This is a genomic window from Niastella yeongjuensis, assembly GCF_900110245.1.
In the GTDB taxonomy this organism is placed as follows: Bacteria; Bacteroidota; Bacteroidia; order Chitinophagales; family Chitinophagaceae; genus Niastella; species Niastella yeongjuensis.
Window position 1 is genome coordinate 154,510 of the sequence record NZ_FOCZ01000010.1, and the last position, 21,555, is coordinate 176,064.

Sequence of the window (21,555 nt, forward strand, 5' to 3'; positions counted from 1 at the left end):
AGTGACTTGCATACCTGACTTCTGAACTTCAGTAATTCGATGCAAGTTGCCGATAAAATACATATGGCAATTTGTTAAAGTGCTCCCGCCTGCCGGTTGGCAATAATAGCTAACCTATTGACGTTATTTTATATATAGTAATATTAAATATAAGTAGTTGTGCCATTTAGTTGTGCAACGGAAATACCTGGTATTTCGTTCTAGGTATATCAAAACTTGTCCCGTTTTACGGGAGCCCTTTATTAGCACAAAACATCCAGTATGAGACAAACGTGTATCCTGATTTTTTCAATGGCAGTGGCTTTTTCGTCACATGCACAAGGTTTGAGTAGCCTTAAAAATCCTAATAGTGGTAATAGCCTCTTAAGCATTACCAATTTAAGTGCCGAAGATGTAAAGTTTGAGATCGATGGCCAGTTATATGCCGATGCCGGCGTTAACCTGAATATTCAGGGGCTTAGACCAGGCGCTCACCAGGTTGTATTGTATACCAGCCAAAAAAGCGGTGGCTTAGCGAGCCTGCGACGTTTTGTTTTGTTCAACAAAGCCGTGGCTATAAAACCGCAATATTATGTTGATATTATTATTAACAGGTTTGGCCGTGTAGTGACGGATGAACAATCTTTAGCAAACAATCAATACCAGAATAACCAGGTCATTTGGAGAAACCCTGGTTCGGTTAATGCGCCACCGCCACTGCCAGGTGGTCCTGTTCCACCGCCACCACCTCCTCCAAACAATCAGTCGGGTAATGGCTGGCCTCCCCGCAATAATTACAATAATGGAGCACCCCGACCCATGGACGATAATACCTTTAATTCATTTGTGGAAACGGTGCGGCGGGAAAGTTTCGATGATTCGCGCATGGCTATTGCCAGAGCGGGCATAGATCAAAATCTCTTTACATCGAACCAGGCCAAGGCATTGCTTTCGGTATTTTCTTTTGAGGCCAGCAAGCTGGAAATAGCCAAGTATATGTATGGTAAAACCATTGATCCCAAGAATTACTTTGTGGTGTACAATGTGTTTACTTTCAGCAAAAGCAAAGAAGAGCTGGCTGAATATGTACGTACTCACTAATCCCCAATAAAAAAACCTTGCAGATATTGCCGGTTGTTGTAACCGGGCAGATCTGCAAGGTTGTATATGTTTAAGCGGTTCGCTTACTTCTTAATGATCTTCGCGATGGTTGCACCAATATCAGCAGGGCTCGATACTACGGTGATACCACATTCTTCCATGATCTTCATTTTAGCAGCAGCTGTATCATCAGCACCGCCAACGATGGCACCAGCGTGGCCCATACGGCGTCCGGGAGGAGCTGTTTGACCGGCAATAAAACCAACTACAGGTTTTTTACCATTTTCTTTATACCAGCGGGCAGCTTCGGCTTCCATTCCACCACCAATTTCACCGATCATTACTACTGCTTCAGTTTCCGGATCGTTCATAAACATTTCCAGTGCTTCGCGGGTAGTAGTGCCAATGATTGGGTCGCCACCGATACCAACAGCTGTAGAAACACCCAAACCAGCTTTAGCTACCTGGTCAGAAGCTTCGTAAGTGAGGGTACCAGATTTTGATACGATACCGATTTTACCTTTTTTGAAAACGAAACCAGGCATGATACCTACTTTACATTCGCCTGCGGTAATTACACCAGGACAGTTAGGCCCAATGAGACGGGTTTTAGTGCCTTGCAGGTATAATTTGGCTTTCACCATGTCCTGTACAGGAATACCTTCGGTAATACATACTACCAGTTCAATACCGGCATTAGCGGCTTCCATAATCGCATCGGATGCAAAAGCCGGTGGTACAAATATGATAGACACATTAGCCCCGGTTTCCTTAACTGCTTCCGCTACGGTATTAAATACCGGCCTGTCCAAATGCAATGTGCCCCCTTTGTTTGGTGTAACGCCACCTACTACATTGGTACCATATTCTATCATTTGAGTAGCATGAAAGGTACCTTCTGTGCCGGTGAAGCCCTGCACCAGGATCTTTGATTGTTTGTTTACTAAAATACTCATCAGCGGAAATATTTAGATTCCCGACATTTATCGGGTCCGCAAAAATAGGGGATAATAGCTGAATATGCTAATGAGATAATGGCCTAAAGTATCAGGGAATTACCGGCAACGTTGCCGGCCAGCGAACAAGGCGTACAAGGGAGCGATCCGCCGGTTGTCGGACACGTGCAAGGGTAGTTTAATAGAAAATTAATAACCGGCCCCCAAAAAACAGACCCCGAAAACCGGTAATTGTATTTGCCTGCCGCTTAAAGCTGTATTAACCTTTTAAGAGTTTGTCCATGTCCCGGTCATTATTGATCTTACCGGTTTGTTCCAGCATGCGCATGTCTTTGGCGTCTTTAAGGAAGTCGGAGGCGAAAATGAATTCGTTCAGGCGTTCGTTCTTGTTAAAGATGATCTCTTTATTACTGCCTTCCCATTCTTTTTTACCCTGGAACATGAAAATGATATGATCGCCGATTTCCATAACGCTGTTCATATCGTGGGTGTTTACAACGGTAGTAATGTCGTATTCGGTAGTGATCTCTTTAACGAGTTTATCAATAACGAGGGAAGTTTGCGGATCGAGCCCGGAGTTAGGTTCGTCAACAAAAAGATATTTAGGATTTAATACGATGGCACGGGCAATACCCACCCGTTTTTTCATACCACCACTGAGTTCGGCGGGGAATTTTCTATTAACGTCCTTCAGTTTTACCCGCTCCAGCACCTCGTTCACCCGCTTTAACTTCTTGGCATATGTATCCTTGGTGAACATGTTAAGGGGGAACATAACGTTTTGTTCAACCGTTAAACTGTCGAACAACGCCGAACCCTGGAACAACATACCGATCTGCTGGCGGATCTCTTTCTTTTCCTCGTTGTTCAGTTTATTGAAGTCTTTTTCATTATAGCAGATCTCGCCTTCATCGGGTACCAGCAGGCCCACCATGCTTTTCATAAAAACCGTTTTACCGCTACCGCTGGCACCAATAATAAGGTTACACTTACCAGCTTGCATGGTAACGCTGACACCGTTCAATACGGTTCTCTCCCCAAATCCTTTCTTTATGTTTTTTACTTCAATCATGGTTTATGAATTCATAGGTGTTCAACCATTAGTGTAACAATAATGCGGCCAGCACATAATCGGCCCCCAGAATACTCACGCAGCTTACTACCACGGCTTTGGTGCTCGCCCGGCCAATTTCCAGGGCGCCACCTTCTACATGATACCCGTAGTAGGCTGGGATACTGGAAATAAGAAAGGCAAAAGTGTAAGCTTTTACCAGGGCGAAGAACACATTATACGGTTGAAAATATTGTAATAATCCTGTTTCATATTGTTGTGGCGACAGAATACCAGCCGTGGTGGAAGCCAGTTGTCCGCCATAAATACCCAATGCGGCCGAAACTACCACCAGCAATGGGATTACGATAACGGCTGCCAGTATTTTAGGCAACACCAGGTAAGCTTTGGTATTGATACCCATAATTTCAAGGGCATCAATCTGTTCACTTACGCGCATATTACCAAGTTCACTGGCAATTTTACTGCCTACTACACCTGCCAGCACAATACATACCAGGGTAGGGGCAAACTCCAAAATAACCGTATCCCGCACAATCTGTGCAACCGTACTCATGGGAATTACAGGGCTCACCAGCTGATACGCTGTTTGTAAGGCAGAAACCGCCCCCATGAATGCCGAAATGATGACTACTATACCCAATGAGCCGATCCCAATTTCATTACACTGGTGCATCAGCTCTTTCCAATACATCTTCATGTTTTCAGGTTTCGAAAACATTCCTTTAATCATCAATAGGTAACGGCCAAACTCAGTAAATAAAGTCATGATTGATAAGCAATAATGTAAAAGTACGCCTAAACCTCCAAAACGCAAAAGAGGGGGTTTTTGTTGCGGTTTCGAAAAAAGCAACAGGTTTCAGGCAAGGGTAAAAGATTCCCTGTAACCTGAAACCTGTAACTTCCTCCTCTCCGCCAGCTGGCGGACTGGAGAGTGAATTATTTCTTCTTCCACCAGGCTGGCTTTTTAGCCGCTTCCTGGCCTGCATTCTGGCATTTTAACTGTGCGTCAATAACGGCGATCAGCGCCATATTGGTAATGCTGCGCACAGAACTACCCAATTGCAGCACATGCACCGGTTTTTTCAGACCCAGCAAAATGGGACCTACTGCATCGGCGCCGCCAATTTCTTTCATCAGGTTATAGGCAATATTACCCGCAGCCAGGTTGGGGAAAATGAGGGTATTCACTTCCTGGTCAACCAGCTCACTGAATGGATAGTTATCGCGCAGGATCTCCTGGTTAAAGGCGATGTTGGGCTGCATTTCACCATCTATGATAATAGTAGGATCTTTTTCTTTTACAATATCCTTAGCCCGGGCAACCAGTTTGGCTTCCGGTGTATCGCTGCTGCCGAAGTTGCTGTAGCTCAGCATGGCAATACGCGGCACCAGGTTAAAGCTGCGTACTTCTTTGGCGGCCAGCAGGGTGATATCGGCCAGTTCTTCAGCCGTTGGGTTTAAGTTCACCGTAGTATCAGCCAGGAACAGGGGACCTCTTTTCGTTAACAGCATGTACATCCCTGCGATCTTTTTCACACCTTCTTCCATGCCTATTACCTGCAGGGCCGGGCGGATGGCATCTGCATAGTTGCGGGTTAAACCAGAGATCACGGCATCAGCATCGCCATTTTCCACCATCATACAACCAAAATAGGTACGGTCTTTCATCATTTTGGTGGCTTCGTACTGGTTCACCCCTTTACGCTGGCGTTTTTTGAAGAAGAGCTCGCCGAATTGTTTGCGTTTTTCTTCATACTCGTCATTACGCGGGTCAATGATGGGCATGTCATCGATGTCGATGCTGTTGTCCAATGCCATTTGCCTGATCGTTTTTTCATCCCCTAACAAAATGGGGTATGCGATGCGCTCATCATAAGCGATCTGGGCAGATTTCAATATTTTAATGTTATCAGCTTCTGCAAACACCAGGCGTTTGGGATTGCGGCGGGCTTTGGCGCCCAATACCCGCATCAACTGGTTATCGAGACCCAAACGTTTGTCGAGCTCGATGGCGTAAGTTTCCCAGTCGGTGATGGTTTTTTGTGCAACGCCGCTCTCGATAGCGGCTTTGGCAACGGCGGGGGCCACGGTGCTCAATAACCGGGGATCGAGGGGTTTGGGAATGATATAAGCAGGGCCAAACGATAAATTCTTTTCGTTGTAGGCAATGTTCACAATATCCGGAACCGGCGTTTTGGCCAGTTCAGCCAGGGCTTTAACGGCAGCCAGTTTCATGGCCTCGTTGATCTGTGTGGCGCGAACGTCCAGTGCACCGCGGAAAATGAAGGGAAAGCCCAGTACGTTGTTAACCTGGTTAGGATAATCACTGCGGCCTGTACCCATGATCACATCTTTACGGGCGGCCAGGGCGTCTTCGTAGGTGATCTCCGGATCGGGGTTGGCCATAGCCAGCACGATCGGGTTTTTGGCCATACTTTTCACCATCTCCTGGCTTAACACATTACCCTTGCTGAGCCCGATGAATACATCGGCGCCATTGAGCGATTCTTCCAGCGTAACGTTCTTGCCTTTTGAGATGAATTCTTTTTTCAGCACATCCAGGTCGGTACGGCTTTCGTGGATCAATCCTTTACTATCGAAAACCAGGATGTTTTCGCGTACAGCGCCCAGAGCTTCGTATAATTTGATACAGGCAATGGCGGCGGCACCGGCGCCATTAACCACGAACTTACATTTCTCGATCTTTTTCTTTTGCAATTCCAGGGCGTTCAGCAGGGCGGCAGCACTGATGATAGCGGTTCCGTGCTGGTCGTCGTGCATCACCGGAATTTTCATTTGCTTCTTCAGCTCCTGTTCAATATAAAAGCATTCAGGGGCTTTGATATCTTCGAGGTTGATGCCACCAAAAGTGGGTTCCAGCGCTTTAACTATCTGAACGAATTTCTCGGGATCTTTTTCATTGATCTCGATATCGAATACATCGATGTCGGCGAATATTTTGAACAGTACACCCTTACCTTCCATCACGGGTTTACCGGCTTCGGGACCAATATCGCCCAAACCAAGCACAGCGGTACCATTACTGATAACCGCTACGAGATTCCCTTTGGCGGTGTATTTATAAACAGACTCTGGATTTGCATGAATTTCCAAACAGGGTTCAGCGACACCGGGTGAGTAGGCAAGTGACAGGTCGCGTTGGGTTTTGGCTTCTTTGGTCGGGATCACTTCGATTTTGCCAGGGCGCCCCTTGGAATGGTACTCTAGTGCGGATTCCTTTCGCAATTCTTTTTTCATCAGTTATTTTTTAATTTGTCTCCAGGTACCCCGACTGTTCGGGATTGGGCTGGTAGTTTCATGATAACTTTTCAATCAATGAGTTATAGTGAAAAAGTGATCATGTGGGTGATTCATAGAAACTTAATTAAAAGAACAATTGGCGCGCAATTTACGGGAAAACGGGTTACGTGACAGGGGTGGGGAAAGTATATGTTATGTGAATAATATGTAATGGTTAATAATTGAGGCGATTATTGGGATTCTGGATTGTTTCTGGATTTTATAATTACGAATAAACGGTCGTAAGGATTTACCGGAAGGTATAAGAATTGCGGTACATCCTGAAATAGCCGGCATGAAATGGGGCATCGCTTTACGAAACACAATTTTAATGACCGCCATCGCATATACCCAGGCGGGGTTTTCACAAACAATGACCGGGCAAAGCCGGTTTTATGCAACCAATGTAAAAAGGGTTGATTCTGTTATCAAAGTCATAAAAGCATTTTGCGATTCCATTAAGCCCGTTGAAGTAAGTGAAAAGAATATAAAATTCGATCAAAAGAATATCCGTTATTTAAATAAACTGTTCAATACGGTTACTTCAGATAAAGCATTTGCACAAGATGCAAAAAAGAATGACCTGATCCTGTCCAGCTCATTAAATGCCGGGTTGATCGGTTTCAGGGAATACAAATGCTATCCGCCGAACGGATATCTTTCCATTACCATAACCCTGTCTGTAATTGGGGATAGTATCTTCTATAAGAAAGTAAGTATCGATAATCCCATGAGAAGGGAATGTGCCAAAGATAATCAACCCATTCCTTTTTTTGATTTCATGTATTTAAAAGATAAGGTACTACCGGCCATTGATTTTCCATTAAAGGGCTGTACTGATTGTGATAGCCTTATTGTAGATACGGTATACCAACCGATATTCAATGACCTGGCTAATAAATACCCGGCTTACAAATTTGTTCCCATTGCCTCCAATGAGGTCACAAAATCCCTGTTGTTTCAACATGCTTATTTACAAAGCAGCACTTACAATAATAAAGTAGCGCCTGAGATATTTATTCAGTTAATAAAACTGAACGAATACGATGCCATCAAAAACCTGTTGTATTCGCCCAACCAGCTGATGGCCGTAGATGCCTATGAAACGCTGGTATACCTGAAAAACAAAAGCAACCTGGCCATAACTGCATCGGACGATGCCAAAATGAAAGAAATTGTAAACAGCGAAACCGCCATCCCTGTTTTTTGCGGCCGCGATTGCAAGCCCACCGATTTTTCCTACAACACGTTGAAGATAAAAGACAAAGATATAATAGAGAAATACCAGTCTACCCTTGAACAATAGGCTTATCTCACGGTACTGTTTCCCACTCATCCCTTTTTTCGACAAACGGATTTGGAAATCCGGAAAAAGCCCCTATGTTTGCGTGTACTATTTAACTAGTACACTAAAACGCCAAATATGATACAAGTCCAAAACCTTCATTTTGGGTATCGACGCAAAAAGATCTTTACGGGCCTTAACCTGAAACTGCAAGCCGGCCACATCTATGGATTGCTTGGTAAGAACGGCACCGGTAAATCGACCCTGTTGAAAAACATGGCTGGTTTGTTGTTCCCGCAGGAAGGAACTGTAAATGTGCTGGGGTTTACACCCGGCAAACGGCAACCTGCTTTTTTGCAAGACATCTTTATGGTACCTGAAGAGTTTTATTTGCCCGACATGCCTATCGAGCATCTGATAAAATACAATGCCCCTTTTTACCCCAAATTCAACGAGGATCAATTCAACCGTTTTATCACCGAATTCGACATTCCCCGCTCCAACACCATGCAGCAAATGAGCTATGGGCAAAAGAAAAAGGTGTTGATCAGTTTTGGACTGGCCTGTAATACCTCTGTGTTATTGATGGATGAACCAACCAACGGATTGGATATTATGAGTAAAAGCCAGTTTCGTAAAGTAATTGCCGGCTGTCTCGATGAAAACAAGTGCATCGTCATAAGCACGCACCAGGTAAAAGACCTCGAAAGCCTGATCGATCGGGTTACCATTATTGATGAGGGCCGCATTCTGTTCGACCAGACCGTGGATAATATTACTAACAGGCTTTCATTTCATATTTCTTATGACAGTGAAGAAATAAAACAGGCTTTGTTCCGGGAACCTACGTTACGGGGCAGCGCAGTTATTACCCGCAATACGCTTGGTGATGAAAGCAAACTCGATCTGGAATTACTGTACAAGGCCATCGTACTAAATGGCAATGCTATTCAATCTGTTTTTAACGCTTAAACTAATGCTATGAATGCTGTTTTTGATTTGAAACGCTGGTTCCTGTATCTTGGCAAACACTGGAATGAAAATAAAAGAAGATACCTGTTGTCACTGGCTGCCATTGGCGGGTTATTGGTTTTGTGGTGTTCATTTTTAATGATCGTGAACCCTGAAAACCCAATGGGGTTACGGATTCAGGTGGTTACCTATTATGCAGGTTTGTTCCTTACCGGTTGTTTATTTGCCAGCACCATCTTCAATGACCTGTCTGAAGCCCCTAAGGGCATTCACTTTTTATTGACACCTGCCTCAGCGCTGGAAAAATTACTGACTACGATTGTCTTTGGCGTGATCCTGTTTTTTATCAGTTATACGCTGGTGTTTTATGTTTTTGATGTTATTATGCTTAAAGTGTCGAACGGGGTTATGGCCAGCTGGCTTGAACAGCACCATAAGGCCGCCAGACCGCCCCAGGATCTTTTAAATGTATTTGTACCGGACGATTCAGCTAAGGAATTCCTTTTTTACATCATGCTTATCTTTTTTGCAGTACAATCTATCTTTTTATTGGGTTCGGTATATTTTGTAAAGTTTCAGTATATAAAGACACTGGTTTCCGGCCTGGTTGTTTTTTTGATCCTGGTTTTCTTTGTACATAAAGTGCTGGGTTCGTTTATGCCAGACGGTAGTTTTTTTGAGCCGTTTACTGTTTACAAGGTGTGGAATACCGCGCAGGGGGATGTAATGATACTGTTGCCGGAATGGTTTAGTAATATCTTACTTTTTCTTGCCAAATACGCATTGGCGCCCTGTTTGTGGGTCGTTGCGTACTTCCGGTTGAAAGAAAAAGAGGTTTAACGTTTAAAAAAGTAAATATGCAATTCAGAGAATCGCAAGCTATATACTTACAAATTGCCGATTATGTGTGTGAGAAAATCATGCTAAAGGAATGGAAGGTAGAGGAGCGGATCCCTTCCGTTCGGGAACTGGCGGTACAGTTGGAAGTAAACCCCAATACGGTAATGCGCACCTATGATTTTCTGCAACAACAGGAGATCATTCATAACCAGCGGGGCATCGGGTATTTTGTTTCGCCCGCTGCAATAAAAAATGCGCAGACCTACCGTAAAAATGACTTCGTTGAAAAAGACCTGCCGCAGGTTTTTCGCACGATGTTTCTGCTGGGGATGGACCCTGAAGAATTAAAACCCCGGTTCGAAAAATTCAAGAAACAACATTTTGCTTAATACAATCAAGAACTGATAATGAAAACAAGCAATAAAATATTATTGGGCATTTTTCTTACCATCCTTATACTCACAACAGTTGTACAACTAATGGTATATGCCAAATATAAACGTGGTGAATTCACTGCTTTTAAAAGAGAAGAATTTACTCCGATGACCTATTTACCGGTATCTCCCGCCCGGTTTATTTCACTAAAGGGAATGGGTAATTGTGCCATAAAAACATCCGATACCCTTAAATTGGAAATACAAAAGGATATTGCCCGCTTTGTAAAGTATCAAACGGTAAACGATACCCTTTTTATCAATGATTCAAGATTTACAGACTATGAAATGGAAAAGGGAACCAGGAATAATGGCCTGGTGAATATCTATCTGCCAGCTGCTGCACAACTCAATGGGGCCTACAGCACTTTTAGAATATATGGAACCAGTGATTCTACCTCGGCGCCATCTTATACTATCAGCCTGAAAAACTGTTATCTGTTCCCTGATAATGCTTCTGCATATTTTAATCAGTTAAATGTCTACAGCGAAAGCTCCAGAATTGATCTGAACAGACATGCCGTTTTCCTCAATCTCAATTTGCAAATGACTGGTTCAAGGCTAAGTGATAATTCAGCAGTGATCAGGAAGCTGACCATGATTGGGTCTGATAACAATTCTTCTATTGAGCTGTCTGGTAAAAATGTTAACGCCTTAAAGTAACTGTATGCAACACTTATTGCTGGCAGTAGCTATACTATTACTTACGATCATTGCTGGCAACGGCCGTAAAGAAACAGCTGTTGAAAATAACAAGGTGGGTATGAAGATAGAGACACCAGCAGTAAACAATGAGGAAGATGATTATCCTGCCGACAAACCTTCCGTCTTTATTTCAAGGTTCGATATGTTTTTTTACTAAATGGAGTAGGATAATATACCGGCAGCATTTCATCTTCTATAATGCTGCCGGTATATCATTAAAACGTTGTGCTGCTGCCCAGCCAGGCCATCATGCCCATGCCGGTTTCAATAGCATTTTCATCTATGTTAAAGGTGGGTGTATGTACTCCTGAAGTAATACCTTTCGCCTCATTCATTACACCCAGCCGGTAAAAGCAACCGGGAATATGTGTGGTATAATAGCCAAAGTCTTCTGCGCCCATCCGTACTTCGGTGGTTTCCACCTGTTCTTTACCCATATATTGTTCAGCCAGTGTACGGGCTGTTTTGCTCAATTCTTCATTGTTGAATACTGTTGGATAACCTACATCGATGTGCAGATCAATTTCCGCACCCATACTGTGTACCAGTTCGGTGGCTTGTTTGCGAATGAGCTCATGTGCCTTAAAACGCCATTCTTCATCGAGTGCTCTGAAGGTGCCCATCAGTTTCACTTCGCTGGGAATTACATTGGTGGTATGTCCGCCCTGAATAGAACAGATAGACAACACCGAAGGCGATAAGGGGTTTCTGTTGCGACTAATGATCTGTTGCAGGCTAACAATAAGGTAGGAGGCTATCAGAATGGTATCAACGGTTAAATGCGGCGCAGCTGCATGTCCGCCTTTACCCTTGATGGTAATGTATATTTCATCGGCGCTGGCCATTACCTGACCACCGCGAAAACTCAGTTTACCAATTTCCAGTTGGGGGTGTACGTGCAATCCGAAGATGGCTTGTGGTTTGGGATTTTCCAGCACGCCTTCTTTGATAAGAATACTGGCGCCGCCGGGGTTTCTTTCTTCACCAGGTTGAAAGATCAGTTTTACGGTTCCCTCCCATTCATCTTTTAATTCCTGTAAAATTTTAGCAGCACCCAGCAGGCAGGTAGTATGCACATCGTGCCCGCAGGCATGCATTACCCCTTCATTCTTTGATTTATAGGGAATATCATTTTGTTCGGTAATAGGAAGTGCATCCATATCGGCCCGCAGGGCAATCACTTTCTTGTCAGGATTCTTTCCTTTAATCAACCCCACCACACCGGTTTCGGCCATAACGGTAAAGGGGATACCAAATTCAGTTAATTTATGTTGAACGAAACGCGATGTTTCGAATTCCTGGTAACTTAGTTCAGGATGTGCATGTAAATGATGGCGAATATCTATAAACTCAGCAGCGTATGTTTTTGCCAGGCTTTGGATCTTCTTTTGTAAAATGCTCATACCCACAAAGATAATCGGAAAGGGGATAAGTAGGGAAAAGATGGTATTTTTACGTGCGTTTTTGAGAGTAAAGGGGAGCCCTGCTATTATGAACAATGGCTGTTATAACAATGGTTTGAGAGGGTTCATCAATGTAAAAATGAATGGCATAGGGAAATACATCAGGGTGGGCAATACGAACGTTTTTATAACGGATTGCGTGAACAGTGGGTCTGTCTTTCAGTCGTAGAATGGCAGTTTTGATATCCAGAGCGAAGCGTTTCTCTAATCCTTTTACCTGCAACCGATACCAATCTGTTAATCTTCTTTATCTAATTCAGAAAACAATTCATCAATAGGATGTAATCTGTCAGGATTTTGGGCGATCGCCGCCAATCGCTGATCAATTAATTGTTTTTGCCATTCTGGAAGGGGACCATCCAGCTCATCCACATCAGGATATTTGTTTTTTATCCGTTTCCAGTCCTCAATGGAAATTTGCACAGCAATGGTCTGACCACTATTATCTGAAACATAATTTACCGACATAATCTCAAAATTCGATATAATCAAATTTACTAAAAAGATAGCAATTCGAAGACAATGCACCCCACTACAACGTACTCGACTTATCCGGGTTCACCTCAATCACATCCCGGATGATATACACACCGGATGGGAAAAAACGTTGTATGGATGACAAATAGGGTTCAGCCTCACTGCGGTTTTTGAAATCACCCACTTTTAATTTCATATAAGGGGGCTGCCAGTCAAGGTAAGCTCTCAGTTCGGGAAACTCCTGGTATATCTTGATTTTTGCATTGGTGGCTTTATTGCGGTCGTTGGTGCTGATCACCAGGATCCGAAACCCCTGTACCCGGCTGCGGGCATCCCGGGTGGTAAATTCATTGATCTGCATTTGCTTTTTTTCCAGCATATCGATCCGGGGGTCTTTAAACACCACCACTGTATTAGTATCTGCTGTTTGGGCAAATAAAGTATGGGACAGGATCAATAAAACGCAACTGATAATGTACTTCATGCGAAATATATTTTTTTAAGCCACATAATAGAGCTGGTATTGAATTGACACTATGGGTTTTATGCAGCTTCTACCAATTTAAATGCAAAATCTTCGCCAAAGATAATCCAACAGGCTGCCACCTGCAAGGGGCATAATTAATATCCCGTATTGCCGTTTTGAGGCGCCCCGGTTACAATAGCTACCCCTGAGCTGGTTCCCAACCGGTTGGCCCCGGCTTTAATGTACTGGTCCGCCTGCTCATAGCTGCGGATACCACCGGAAGCCTTTATTTTTATACTAGACGGCAGGTGTGCCCGCATCAGTTGCACCGCCTCGATGGTGGCGCCCTTTTCGGCATATCCGGTGCTGGTTTTTAGAAAATCCACCCCGGTTTTGGCATATATTTCACAACATTTAATGATCTCTTCATCCGTTAAGACCCCACTTTCGATGATCACTTTAACCAGCCTGTTCTGGGCATGGGCTGCCTCCACAATGGCCTCCATTTCCAATTCCAGGTATTGCCAGGCTTTGCTTTTTAATGCGATCAGGTTTATCACCACATCCAGTTCATCGGCTCCGTCCTGAATGGCCTGCTGTGCTTCAACCAGCTTGGCGCGGGCAATGGAATAACCAAAAGGAAAGCCTATGACCGTAGCCGTTTTTACCCCGCTGTTAACCAAAATTCCCCTGGCATTTTTTACCAGTGGCGGCGGCACACACACCGCATAAAAATTATACCGGATCGCTTCTTCACATAGATTTTTAAGCTCATGTATGGTGGTTGCAGGTTTTAGCAGGGTGTGGTCGATGTATTGCGCAATATTCATGTAGTGTATTAACCGGTTAAAAACTTTTTAACCCGACTAAATTAGTTCATTTAACTAAATTCGATCTCTGTTCCTGAATTTAATCATAAACCAAAAAGCACATGAGAAAGTACTGTTTCTTTCCACCCGGAAAGCTCCTTTTCCTGTTGGGTCTGATGTTCATTCTGCATTCAACTGCCATGGCTCAGGTAACCTTTCCTGTTAATGGCGTTGCTGATCCAAAAGTAAAATGTTTTGCTTTCACCAATGCCACCATTGTAAAAGATGTACAAACCACGCTCGCCAATGCCACACTGGTTATTCGTGAGGGAAAAATAGTTTCCGTAGGTACTTCGGTAACAATTCCGAAAGATGCCGTGGTGATCAATTGCAGCGGTAAATTTATTTACCCTTCTTTTATCGACATCTATAGTGACTATGGCGTGGCCGTTCCGCAACGGCAGGGCGCCCCATTCGATTTCCGCGCTCCGGCACAATTGACGTCCAATACCAAGGGCGTATTTGGCTGGAACCAGGCCATCAGAAGCGAAATAGAAGCTGCCAAATTGTTCAATACCGATGACGCTAAAGCAGAACCTTTACGGAACATTGGTTTTGGTACCGTTCTTACCCATCAAAAAGATGGCATAGCACGTGGCACCGGTGCTCTGGTTAGCCTGGCCAGTGAAAAAGAAAACCTGGTAATGCTGAAAGAAAAAGCGGCAGCGCATTATTCATTCAGTAAAGGAACTTCTACCCAAAGTTATCCTTCCTCCATGATGGGTACTATTGCCTTGTTGCGCCAGACTTACCTCGATGCACAGTGGTATAAAAACAATCCGGCTGCTGAAGGGGTGAACCTGTCGTTGAGATCCTGGAACGAGATCCAATCGTTACCCCAGATATTCGATGCAGGTGATAAATGGAACGACCTGCGCGCCGATCGTATTGGGGATGAATTTGGCGTTCAATACATCATCAAAGGCGGGGGCAATGAATACCAACGCATAAAAGACATTGCTGCTACCAAAGCCACTTACATCCTGTCGCTGAATTTTCCGCAGGCAATGGATGTGGAAGACCCCAATGAAGCACGCTTTGTTTCACTGGGCGATATGAAACACTGGGAACTGGCGCCGGCCAATCCGGCTGCGCTGGAAAAAGCAGCCATCCCATTTTGTTTAACCGCTACTGAATTAAAAGATACCAAACAGTTCCTGACCAATTTGCGCAAGGCCATCGAGTATGGATTAAGCGAAACCAAAGCGCTGGAGGCCCTTACCAAAACACCAGCTTCTGTATTGGGCGTGTATGACAAAGTAGGCAGTCTCGATGCCGGTAAAGTGGCGAGCTTTTTAATCACCACCGGTGAAGTGTTCAAAGAAAAAACGGTGATCCTGCAAAACTGGGTACAGGGCCAACGCTACAATGTAAAAGACGAAAACTGGTCAGCTATAGCAGGGCAATATACATTACAGGTAAAGTCGGCCGGTGGTAGCAACAGTTATACCCTGGATGTGAAAAGCACCACCGAGGCCAGCATTCTTGTCAAAGACACCATCAAAACAAAATTCACGTTCGATGGCAAGCTGGTAACCATCAGTTTTGCTACTGAAAAAAAGCCCCGGGCTGCAAACATTCGGCTGGGTGGTACGGTTAATGGCGACGTCTGGAACGGAAATGGCGTTGATGCAGAAGGCAATACCGTATTGTGGTCGGCCAGTTTTGCAAAGGCAGGCACGCCGGCCCCTGATACCAGCAAGAAAAAACCGCTGGGTGTATTAGGCAAAGTGGTGTATCCGTTCGATGGGTATGGTTGGGATTCCCTGCCACAGCCTGAAACCATTCTGATTAAGAACGGTACCGTTTGGACCAATGAAAAAGAAGGCAAACTGGAAAATACCGATGTATTGATAAAGAACGGAAAGATCGCACAGATCGGTAAAAACCTGTCGGACCCCGGTGCTAAAGTAATTGATGCTACCGGTAAGTTTGTTACTCCCGGTATTATCGATGAACACTCACACATAGCTGCCGCTTCTATTAATGAAGGAACACAATCAGTAACGTCTGAAGTGCGTATTGCCGATAACCTGAACCCTGAGGACATAAACATCTATCGCCAGTTGAGCGGCGGCGTTACGTCTTCCCACATTTTGCATGGCTCTGCCAATACCATTGGCGGACAAACACAATTGATAAAACTGCGTTGGGGCGCCAATGACGAAGAACTGAAATTCAAAGGTGCTGACCCCTTCATTAAATTTGCATTGGGTGAAAACGTAAAACGCACTACCTCGCAAAACAACAACCGCTTTCCCGATACCCGTATGGGGGTTGAAGAAGTGTTAATGGATGCCTTTACCCGCGCCTGCGAATATGAAAAAGGCTGTAAAGATATAGAGGCTGCTGCCGCACCTAAAAAGAAAGGTGCTGCTGTTACGCCGGCTGCTGCGCCTGTACGCCGCGACCTGGAGCTGGAAGCCCTGGTGGAGATCATGAATAAAAAGCGCTTTATTACCTGCCACTCCTATGTGCAAAGCGAGATCACGGCTACCATGCGCGTGGCGGAGAAATTCAACTTCCACGTAAATACTTTCACCCACATTCTGGAAGGGTATAAAGTGGCCGATAAAATGAAAGCACATGGCGCCAACGCGTCTACGTTCAGCGATTGGTGGGCTTATAAAACAGAGGTGCAGGACGCCATTCCCTACAATGCTACCATTATGCAACGGGTAGGCCTGAATGTATGTATCAATTCAGACGATGCAGAAATGGCACGCCGCCTGAACCAGGAAGCCGCCAAAAGCGTAAAATACGGCGGCATGTCGGAAGAAGATGCATTCAAAATGGTAACCCTGAACCCGGCCAAAGCCCTGCATGTGGAAGAAAAAGTAGGCAGCCTGAAACCAGGTAAAGATGCCGATGTGGTAGTATGGAGCGATAATCCGCTGAGCATTTATGCAAAGGCCGAGCAAACGATCGTTGATGGTATAGTTTATTTCGACCGGGCACGCGACGCGGACATGCGTAAAAAGATTGCCGTTGAAAGGAACCGCCTCGTTCAAAAAATGTTGGGTGAAAAAAGAAGTGGTGGCCCCGTTCAACCCGCCGTCCCCAGCTACCAGGTTATTTTAAGCTGTGGCGATCATGACCACCACGATGGATTGATTACCGTTGATGTAGATGAAAACGATGCTAACTCCAACTAAAAACATGCAATCGATGAAAAATTTAATCATATTGATACATTGCCTGGCGTTGCTGATAACGGTACAGGCACAGGAAGATGTATACCCGGCCAAACCATACACCGGAAAGTTATTTATCACTAACGGTACCATACACGTTGGTAATGGCCAGGTAGTAGAAAATGGTTCCATTGAAGTAGACAATGGAAAAATTGTACAGGTAGGTGCAAATATCACTGTGCCAGCCGATGCCAAAGTAATAGATGCAAAAGGAAAGCAGGTTTATCCCGGTTTGATATTACCGGTAACCGATCTGGGATTGAAAGAGATCGGCAGCGGGGTACGTGGCAGCAACGACTACAACGAGCTGGGCGAATACAATAACAGCATTCGTTCCATTGTTGCTTACAATTCCGATTCAAAGATCATCAATACCCTGAAAGCAAATGGTATTTTGCTGGCAGGTGTTACCCCGCAGGGCGGCACGGTCAGCGGTTCTTCAACCGTAGTACAGCTGGATGCCTGGAATTGGGAAGATGCTGCCTATAAAACAGACAATGGCATTCACCTGAACATGCCCACCTTTGTTACCCGCCCCAACCGGTTTGCTGCTTTTGCCGGCGTGCGACAACCACAAACCGATCCGGCCAAAGAGGCACTGAAAAAAATAGATGAGATAAAAGACCTGTTTCGCCAGGCAAAAGCTTACCTGCAGGAAACAACCCATAAGGAAAGCAACCTGAAGTTTGAAGCGTTGAAAGGGTTATTCAATAAAACCCAAAAGCTGTTTGTTCACGCCGACCAGGTAAAACAAATGCTGATCGCTATTGATTTTGTAAAAGAGTTTGGTTTTGACGTAGTGTTGGTAGGTGCCAGTGAAAGTTTTCAAATTGCCGATCTCTTGAAACAAAACAATATTGCGGTGATCCTGTCTGATGAACATGCACTGCCGGCTGCGGAAGACGATGATGTTGACCAGCCCTTTAAAACACCTGCCATGCTGCAAAAGGCCGGGGTATTGTTTGCGTTGAATGATGAACATGCCGAAAGCCGGTACCGTAACCTGGCTTTCAATGCCGGTACTGCTGCTGCATATGGGTTAAGCAAAGAGCAGGCATTACAGGCCATTACGTTGAATTCAGCCAGAATTCTGGGCGTTGATGATAAAACAGGATCGCTGGAAGCAGGCAAAGATGCCAACATTGTAGTAAGTGATGGCGACATACTCGATATGCGCACCAGCATTATTCAACATGCTTTTATCCAGGGCCGTGAAGTAAGTCTTGAGAACAAACAAAAGCAATTGTACGAACGCTATAAGTATAAATATGAGTTGAAGTGATTGGGTAATTAATAAATGGCCCCCCACCAACCTCCTCCCATTGGGGGAGGTTGGTGGGGGGCTTTTTTTTTGATATAAATCAAAAATATAATTTACTAACGTAGATCAGTTCTTCAAGATACAATGCCGTAACAATATGAAGTATATTCAGGTTTACACATCTCTTTAACCTTTAATGCTTGTATATGAAAAAAGTATTGGTATTGGTATGCATCGCTGTATGTGCCACCGTTTTATTGGTTTTTTGCAGTGGGCCAGTTGCTGAGGAACATGTGGCTGGCGTTAGTACCGAAGGTATTTCACCCGATAGTATGGCAAAACGAGGTGCTTACCTGGTAAGCATCATGGGGTGTAATGATTGTCATACCCCCAAGAAGATGGGACCTAACGGACCTGTATTTGATGAAGACAGGTTGTTATCGGGCCACCCGGCTGATATGCCGGTTGCCAAATTCGATACCGGTACCTCGAAAAACTGGATCTTATTTAACCAGATACTCACCAATTATGTGGGCCCCTGGGGCATTTCTTATTCGGCCAATCTTACCCCCGATTCAACCGGTACCGGCTCCTGGACTGAGGCCCAGTTTATTAAATCAATCCGGGAAGGTAAATACAAAGGGCTTGATAATACCCGCCCCTTATTGCCTCCCATGCCCTGGCAGGAGTATAGTAAAGCATCTGATGAGGACCTGAAAGCCATTTTCGCCTACCTGAAAACAATCAAACCTATAAAGAACGTAGTGCCAATGGCAACCATCAATATGCATTAGATTGTGGCAATAATCCTGTAACTTCCGTATAAAGAACACTATCCTTTATGCATACAGGATCATTCATTCGCTGCTGCATTTTTTGTGTTGTACTTACAACCATTGCTGCCTGTCACAGCGCCCATAAGACCAACGCCGGAAAAGACGGCTGGGTAAAACTATTCAATGGCCACGATCTCAACGACTGGGTAGTAAAGATCAACCACCACGAGGTGGGCGATAATTTTGGTAAAACCTTCCGGGTAGAAGACAGCATGATCAAGGTACGCTATGATCAGTATGGGGCGTATAACGATCAGTTCGGTCACCTGTATTATAAAACACCTTTCTCGTATTACCACCTGGTGGTGGAGTACCGGTTCACCGGCGAATGGAAAAAAGATGCTCCTTCATACACCTTGCTCAACAGTGGGATCATGTTCCATTCGCAGGACCCGCATACCATGCCTAAGGAACAGAACTGGCCCATCTCCATCGAGTTTCAATTACTGGGCGGACTGGGCGATGGCAATCCGCGTCCTACCGGCAATATGTGTTCGCCCGGTACCAACATTGTGTACAATGGCGTGCTGGATACCCGGCATTGTATCAATTCAACTTCCAAAACATACGATGGCGATCAGTGGGTACGTGCCGAACTGATTGTATTGGGCGATTCTTTGATCACGCACATCATCAATGGCGATACCGTAATGCAATACTCAAAACCGCAGATCGGTGGGGGCGTGGTTGAAAACTATGATCCAAAGATCAAGCAGGATGGCAAGATCCTTTCTTCAGGCTTTATTGCCCTGCAGAGCGAAGGACAGCCGGTGGATTTTAGGAGAGTTGAGATTAAGGAGTTGAAATAGGTTGATAAGAGTTGATAAGTTAACAAGTTAACGAGTTGACAGGTTAACAAGTTGACGACGTTGATAGAGTTGATAAGGGACTTCCGCGCAGAAGTGTATTTCTTTCTGCCTTCTGCCCTCTGCCTTCTGCCCTTTCACGAATTCAACAATTTAAATGGTCGCAACCTGGGAATCCACCTCGGCACATGTTTCTTATACTTCAGGTAATCGCTGCCAAAGCGTTGCATCATGCTGCGTTCTTCCACGAAAATAAAATACAGGGTATTGATGATAAAGAAGGCTACGGCCCATGCCAGTATACTGGTAGAAAATAACATCAGCCCTTCTCCGGTTATCATAAAGAACACCCCGGTGATCATGGGATTGCGGCAATAACGATAGGGGCCTTCCACAATCAGTTTTTTCGTAGGCTCCCAGGGGGCCAGCGTTCCCTGACCCATCGTTTTAAAAAGGAATACCGTGTACACAAAGAGAGCTGAACCAACTACTGCTATTAACCAGCCGATCAGTTTGGTGGTTAAAGAGTGGGGGATGAAGGGATCTCTGCTATTGTATAACAGGTAAGGAACAATGAATGTTACCGTGAATGGCATTATAAGAATGTCACGTACGTGTTTCCAATTTGATGGCGACTCCATATGTCAAATAATTTTAAGCTTTATAAGCAAATGCTACTCTGTAAAATTCATATCCCTTTTCAGGGCGGTTGGGCAAGTAACGATCGCGGTAATCAGCTGCTCCGGAGTCTTCAAGTAGTACGAAATTATATGATTGCAGGTAGAGGGATAATTTTTCAGGATTAAAACCGAATGTCCAGCGTTCCTCAATGGCATCCAGGTCTTGCAACAGCTTTTGGGCGCCAAAAAATGTTTCGGGCGCGTCCAGTACCTGTTGGTGTACATATGTAAAGATAATATATGAACCAGTAGCAAATTCACTGGCAAAAGCAAATGTTTTATTGATCGCTTCTGCATTCAGGTAGTTGGTTACACCTTCCCAAATGATGGTGGTAGGGATGGAAAAATCCAGCTTTTCCCTAACCGCCAGCTGTTGCAGGCTTTCTTTGTTGAAATCTATTTGCCAGTAGTGAATATGGTTGGGAAGATGGCCCAGTGTTTTTTGCAGGATGGCGGTTTTCTTCTGGGCGGTGTTGGGGTGGTCTATTTCAATAACAGGCATATTTGATAAAGCATCAAGCCGAAGGGCACGGGTATCAAAACCGGCTCCTAAGATTATTACCTGTTGTATGTTTTGTTGAATGGTTTGTTGTAACAGATCGTCGATATACCGGGTGCGGGCAATACCAGAGGTTAAGGCGCCGGGTATTTTCTTGTGAATGGTACGCTGAACATAATTGCGTACAAATGAAAGAAAGGAAAGACGGGCAGCCCAGTTTAATTTTCCATCTAAAAACGATACCGCATACGGATCTTTAAAGAGCCGTTTATTCGCAGGTTGTGTGGTTTCTAATGCCCGGAATAAAGCCATGTATTGCGCTGTCTGGCTTGCTTTATCTGCTTTCATACATCGCTA

At 44.6% G+C, this 21,555-nt stretch carries 21 protein-coding genes; 11 read left to right on the forward strand and 10 right to left on the reverse strand.

All coding sequences use genetic code 11. From position 1 onward, the window contains the following. Positions 1 to 261: 261 nt before the first annotated feature. Positions 262 to 1,080, forward strand: coding sequence for a proline and serine-rich protein 1 family protein (locus BMX95_RS24530; protein WP_090519606.1), 819 nt, complete (start codon positions 262 to 264; stop codon positions 1,078 to 1,080). A gap of 83 nt (positions 1,081 to 1,163) precedes the next feature. Here BMX95_RS24530 and sucD read toward each other — a convergent pair whose 3' ends face one another. The 4 genes from sucD to BMX95_RS35705 form a co-directional block, all read right to left on the reverse strand. Further along, positions 1,164 to 2,036, reverse strand: a complete 873-nt coding sequence (gene sucD, locus BMX95_RS24535) for a succinate--CoA ligase subunit alpha (RefSeq protein ID WP_081197182.1) — start codon at positions 2,034 to 2,036, stop codon at positions 1,164 to 1,166. A gap of 259 nt (positions 2,037 to 2,295) precedes the next feature. Beyond that, positions 2,296 to 3,108: an ABC transporter ATP-binding protein gene (locus BMX95_RS24540; RefSeq protein ID WP_081197181.1), complete on the reverse strand. Its 813-nt coding sequence runs from the start codon at positions 3,106 to 3,108 to the stop codon at positions 2,296 to 2,298. Between the two features lie 28 nt (positions 3,109 to 3,136). Further along, a complete protein-coding gene (locus BMX95_RS24545) occupies positions 3,137 to 3,808 on the reverse strand; it encodes an MlaE family ABC transporter permease (protein ID WP_242672960.1) in 672 nt (223 codons plus the stop codon). A gap of 239 nt (positions 3,809 to 4,047) precedes the next feature. Continuing rightward, a complete protein-coding gene (locus BMX95_RS35705) occupies positions 4,048 to 6,369 on the reverse strand; it encodes an NADP-dependent malic enzyme (RefSeq protein ID WP_081197179.1) in 2,322 nt (773 codons plus the stop codon). Positions 6,370 to 6,742: 373 nt separating this feature from the next. Here BMX95_RS35705 and BMX95_RS24555 point away from each other — a divergent pair, with 373 nt between their 5' ends. From BMX95_RS24555 to BMX95_RS24580, 6 genes are all read left to right on the forward strand, one after another. Continuing rightward, a complete protein-coding gene (locus tag BMX95_RS24555) occupies positions 6,743 to 7,717 on the forward strand; it encodes a hypothetical protein (protein WP_081197178.1) in 975 nt (324 codons plus the stop codon). A gap of 117 nt (positions 7,718 to 7,834) precedes the next feature. Further along, on the forward strand, positions 7,835 to 8,668 hold the full coding sequence (locus BMX95_RS24560) for an ABC transporter ATP-binding protein (RefSeq protein ID WP_081197177.1): 834 nt from the start codon (positions 7,835 to 7,837) through the stop codon (positions 8,666 to 8,668). 9 nt (positions 8,669 to 8,677) lie between these two features. After that, positions 8,678 to 9,508, forward strand: coding sequence for a hypothetical protein (locus BMX95_RS24565; RefSeq protein ID WP_081197176.1), 831 nt, complete (start codon positions 8,678 to 8,680; stop codon positions 9,506 to 9,508). Between the two features lie 17 nt (positions 9,509 to 9,525). After that, positions 9,526 to 9,897, forward strand: coding sequence for a GntR family transcriptional regulator (locus tag BMX95_RS24570; RefSeq protein ID WP_081197175.1), 372 nt, complete (start codon positions 9,526 to 9,528; stop codon positions 9,895 to 9,897). A gap of 18 nt (positions 9,898 to 9,915) precedes the next feature. Further along, positions 9,916 to 10,605, forward strand: coding sequence for a hypothetical protein (locus tag BMX95_RS24575; protein ID WP_081197174.1), 690 nt, complete (start codon positions 9,916 to 9,918; stop codon positions 10,603 to 10,605). Positions 10,606 to 10,609: 4 nt separating this feature from the next. Beyond that, a complete protein-coding gene (locus BMX95_RS24580; RefSeq protein WP_081197173.1) occupies positions 10,610 to 10,804 on the forward strand; it encodes a hypothetical protein in 195 nt (64 codons plus the stop codon). Between the two features lie 58 nt (positions 10,805 to 10,862). Here the strand turns inward: BMX95_RS24580 and BMX95_RS24585 are convergent, their stop codons facing one another. The 4 genes from BMX95_RS24585 to deoC form a co-directional block, all read right to left on the reverse strand. Continuing rightward, positions 10,863 to 12,050 carry a M20 metallopeptidase family protein gene (locus BMX95_RS24585; protein ID WP_081197172.1) on the reverse strand — a complete coding sequence of 396 codons (1,188 nt, stop codon included), beginning with the start codon at positions 12,048 to 12,050 and terminating at the stop codon, positions 10,863 to 10,865. Between the two features lie 297 nt (positions 12,051 to 12,347). Continuing rightward, a complete protein-coding gene (locus BMX95_RS24595; RefSeq protein ID WP_081197170.1) occupies positions 12,348 to 12,578 on the reverse strand; it encodes an addiction module protein in 231 nt (76 codons plus the stop codon). Positions 12,579 to 12,642: 64 nt separating this feature from the next. After that, a complete protein-coding gene (locus tag BMX95_RS24600; RefSeq protein WP_081197169.1) occupies positions 12,643 to 13,071 on the reverse strand; it encodes a sporulation protein in 429 nt (142 codons plus the stop codon). A gap of 137 nt (positions 13,072 to 13,208) precedes the next feature. Then, the gene (deoC, locus tag BMX95_RS24605) at positions 13,209 to 13,883 is read right to left on the reverse strand and encodes a deoxyribose-phosphate aldolase (protein ID WP_081197168.1); all 675 of its coding nucleotides are present in this window, start codon (positions 13,881 to 13,883) and stop codon (positions 13,209 to 13,211) included. A 101-nt stretch (positions 13,884 to 13,984) separates the two neighbouring features. Between deoC and BMX95_RS24610 the strand changes: the two genes are divergently transcribed. The 4 genes from BMX95_RS24610 to BMX95_RS24625 all read left to right on the forward strand — a co-directional run bounded on the left by BMX95_RS24610 (position 13,985) and on the right by BMX95_RS24625 (position 20,022). After that, on the forward strand, positions 13,985 to 17,077 hold the full coding sequence (locus tag BMX95_RS24610) for an amidohydrolase family protein (protein WP_081197167.1): 3,093 nt from the start codon (positions 13,985 to 13,987) through the stop codon (positions 17,075 to 17,077). Between the two features lie 13 nt (positions 17,078 to 17,090). Beyond that, the gene (locus BMX95_RS24615; protein ID WP_081197166.1) at positions 17,091 to 18,398 is read left to right on the forward strand and encodes an amidohydrolase family protein; all 1,308 of its coding nucleotides are present in this window, start codon (positions 17,091 to 17,093) and stop codon (positions 18,396 to 18,398) included. A gap of 185 nt (positions 18,399 to 18,583) precedes the next feature. Further along, entirely contained in the window at positions 18,584 to 19,171 is a 588-nt protein-coding gene (locus BMX95_RS24620; protein WP_081197165.1) for a c-type cytochrome, read from the forward strand. Positions 19,172 to 19,218: 47 nt separating this feature from the next. Further along, complete coding sequence (locus BMX95_RS24625) at positions 19,219 to 20,022, forward strand: 3-keto-disaccharide hydrolase (protein ID WP_081197164.1); 804 nt, start codon at positions 19,219 to 19,221, stop codon at positions 20,020 to 20,022. Positions 20,023 to 20,156: 134 nt separating this feature from the next. Here BMX95_RS24625 and BMX95_RS24630 read toward each other — a convergent pair whose 3' ends face one another. Both BMX95_RS24630 and BMX95_RS24635 read right to left on the reverse strand, forming a co-directional pair. Next, on the reverse strand, positions 20,157 to 20,660 hold the full coding sequence (locus tag BMX95_RS24630) for a methyltransferase family protein (protein WP_081197163.1): 504 nt from the start codon (positions 20,658 to 20,660) through the stop codon (positions 20,157 to 20,159). 13 nt (positions 20,661 to 20,673) lie between these two features. Continuing rightward, positions 20,674 to 21,546 (reverse strand): class I SAM-dependent methyltransferase, encoded by an 873-nt coding sequence (locus tag BMX95_RS24635; protein WP_081197162.1) that lies wholly within the window; start codon positions 21,544 to 21,546, stop codon positions 20,674 to 20,676. Between the last annotated feature and the right edge of the window lie 9 nt (positions 21,547 to 21,555).

Excerpts from the sequence above, each read along its gene's own strand:
- BMX95_RS24540 (WP_081197181.1), bottom strand. The coding sequence starts at position 3,108 with ATGATTGAAGTAAAAAACATAAAGAAAGGATTTGGGGAGAGAACCGTA.
- BMX95_RS24630 (WP_081197163.1), bottom strand. The coding sequence starts at position 20,660 with ATGGAGTCGCCATCAAATTGGAAACACGTACGTGACATTCTTATAATG.
- BMX95_RS24585 (WP_081197172.1), bottom strand. The coding sequence starts at position 12,050 with ATGAGCATTTTACAAAAGAAGATCCAAAGCCTGGCAAAAACATACGCT.
- BMX95_RS24555 (WP_081197178.1), top strand. The coding sequence starts at position 6,743 with ATGACCGCCATCGCATATACCCAGGCGGGGTTTTCACAAACAATGACC.
- BMX95_RS24570 (WP_081197175.1), top strand. The coding sequence starts at position 9,526 with ATGCAATTCAGAGAATCGCAAGCTATATACTTACAAATTGCCGATTAT.
- BMX95_RS24635 (WP_081197162.1), bottom strand. The coding sequence starts at position 21,546 with ATGAAAGCAGATAAAGCAAGCCAGACAGCGCAATACATGGCTTTATTC.
- BMX95_RS24575 (WP_081197174.1), top strand. The coding sequence starts at position 9,916 with ATGAAAACAAGCAATAAAATATTATTGGGCATTTTTCTTACCATCCTT.
- BMX95_RS24545 (WP_242672960.1), bottom strand. The coding sequence starts at position 3,808 with ATGAAGATGTATTGGAAAGAGCTGATGCACCAGTGTAATGAAATTGGG.
- BMX95_RS35705 (WP_081197179.1), bottom strand. The coding sequence starts at position 6,369 with ATGAAAAAAGAATTGCGAAAGGAATCCGCACTAGAGTACCATTCCAAG.
- BMX95_RS24610 (WP_081197167.1), top strand. The coding sequence starts at position 13,985 with ATGAGAAAGTACTGTTTCTTTCCACCCGGAAAGCTCCTTTTCCTGTTG.
- BMX95_RS24560 (WP_081197177.1), top strand. The coding sequence starts at position 7,835 with ATGATACAAGTCCAAAACCTTCATTTTGGGTATCGACGCAAAAAGATC.
- BMX95_RS24595 (WP_081197170.1), bottom strand. The coding sequence starts at position 12,578 with ATGTCGGTAAATTATGTTTCAGATAATAGTGGTCAGACCATTGCTGTG.
- sucD (WP_081197182.1), bottom strand. The coding sequence starts at position 2,036 with ATGAGTATTTTAGTAAACAAACAATCAAAGATCCTGGTGCAGGGCTTC.
- BMX95_RS24615 (WP_081197166.1), top strand. The coding sequence starts at position 17,091 with ATGAAAAATTTAATCATATTGATACATTGCCTGGCGTTGCTGATAACG.
- BMX95_RS24625 (WP_081197164.1), top strand. The coding sequence starts at position 19,219 with ATGCATACAGGATCATTCATTCGCTGCTGCATTTTTTGTGTTGTACTT.
- deoC (WP_081197168.1), bottom strand. The coding sequence starts at position 13,883 with ATGAATATTGCGCAATACATCGACCACACCCTGCTAAAACCTGCAACC.
- BMX95_RS24580 (WP_081197173.1), top strand. The coding sequence starts at position 10,610 with ATGCAACACTTATTGCTGGCAGTAGCTATACTATTACTTACGATCATT.
- BMX95_RS24620 (WP_081197165.1), top strand. The coding sequence starts at position 18,584 with ATGAAAAAAGTATTGGTATTGGTATGCATCGCTGTATGTGCCACCGTT.
- BMX95_RS24530 (WP_090519606.1), top strand. The coding sequence starts at position 262 with ATGAGACAAACGTGTATCCTGATTTTTTCAATGGCAGTGGCTTTTTCG.
- BMX95_RS24565 (WP_081197176.1), top strand. The coding sequence starts at position 8,678 with ATGAATGCTGTTTTTGATTTGAAACGCTGGTTCCTGTATCTTGGCAAA.
- BMX95_RS24600 (WP_081197169.1), bottom strand. The coding sequence starts at position 13,071 with ATGAAGTACATTATCAGTTGCGTTTTATTGATCCTGTCCCATACTTTA.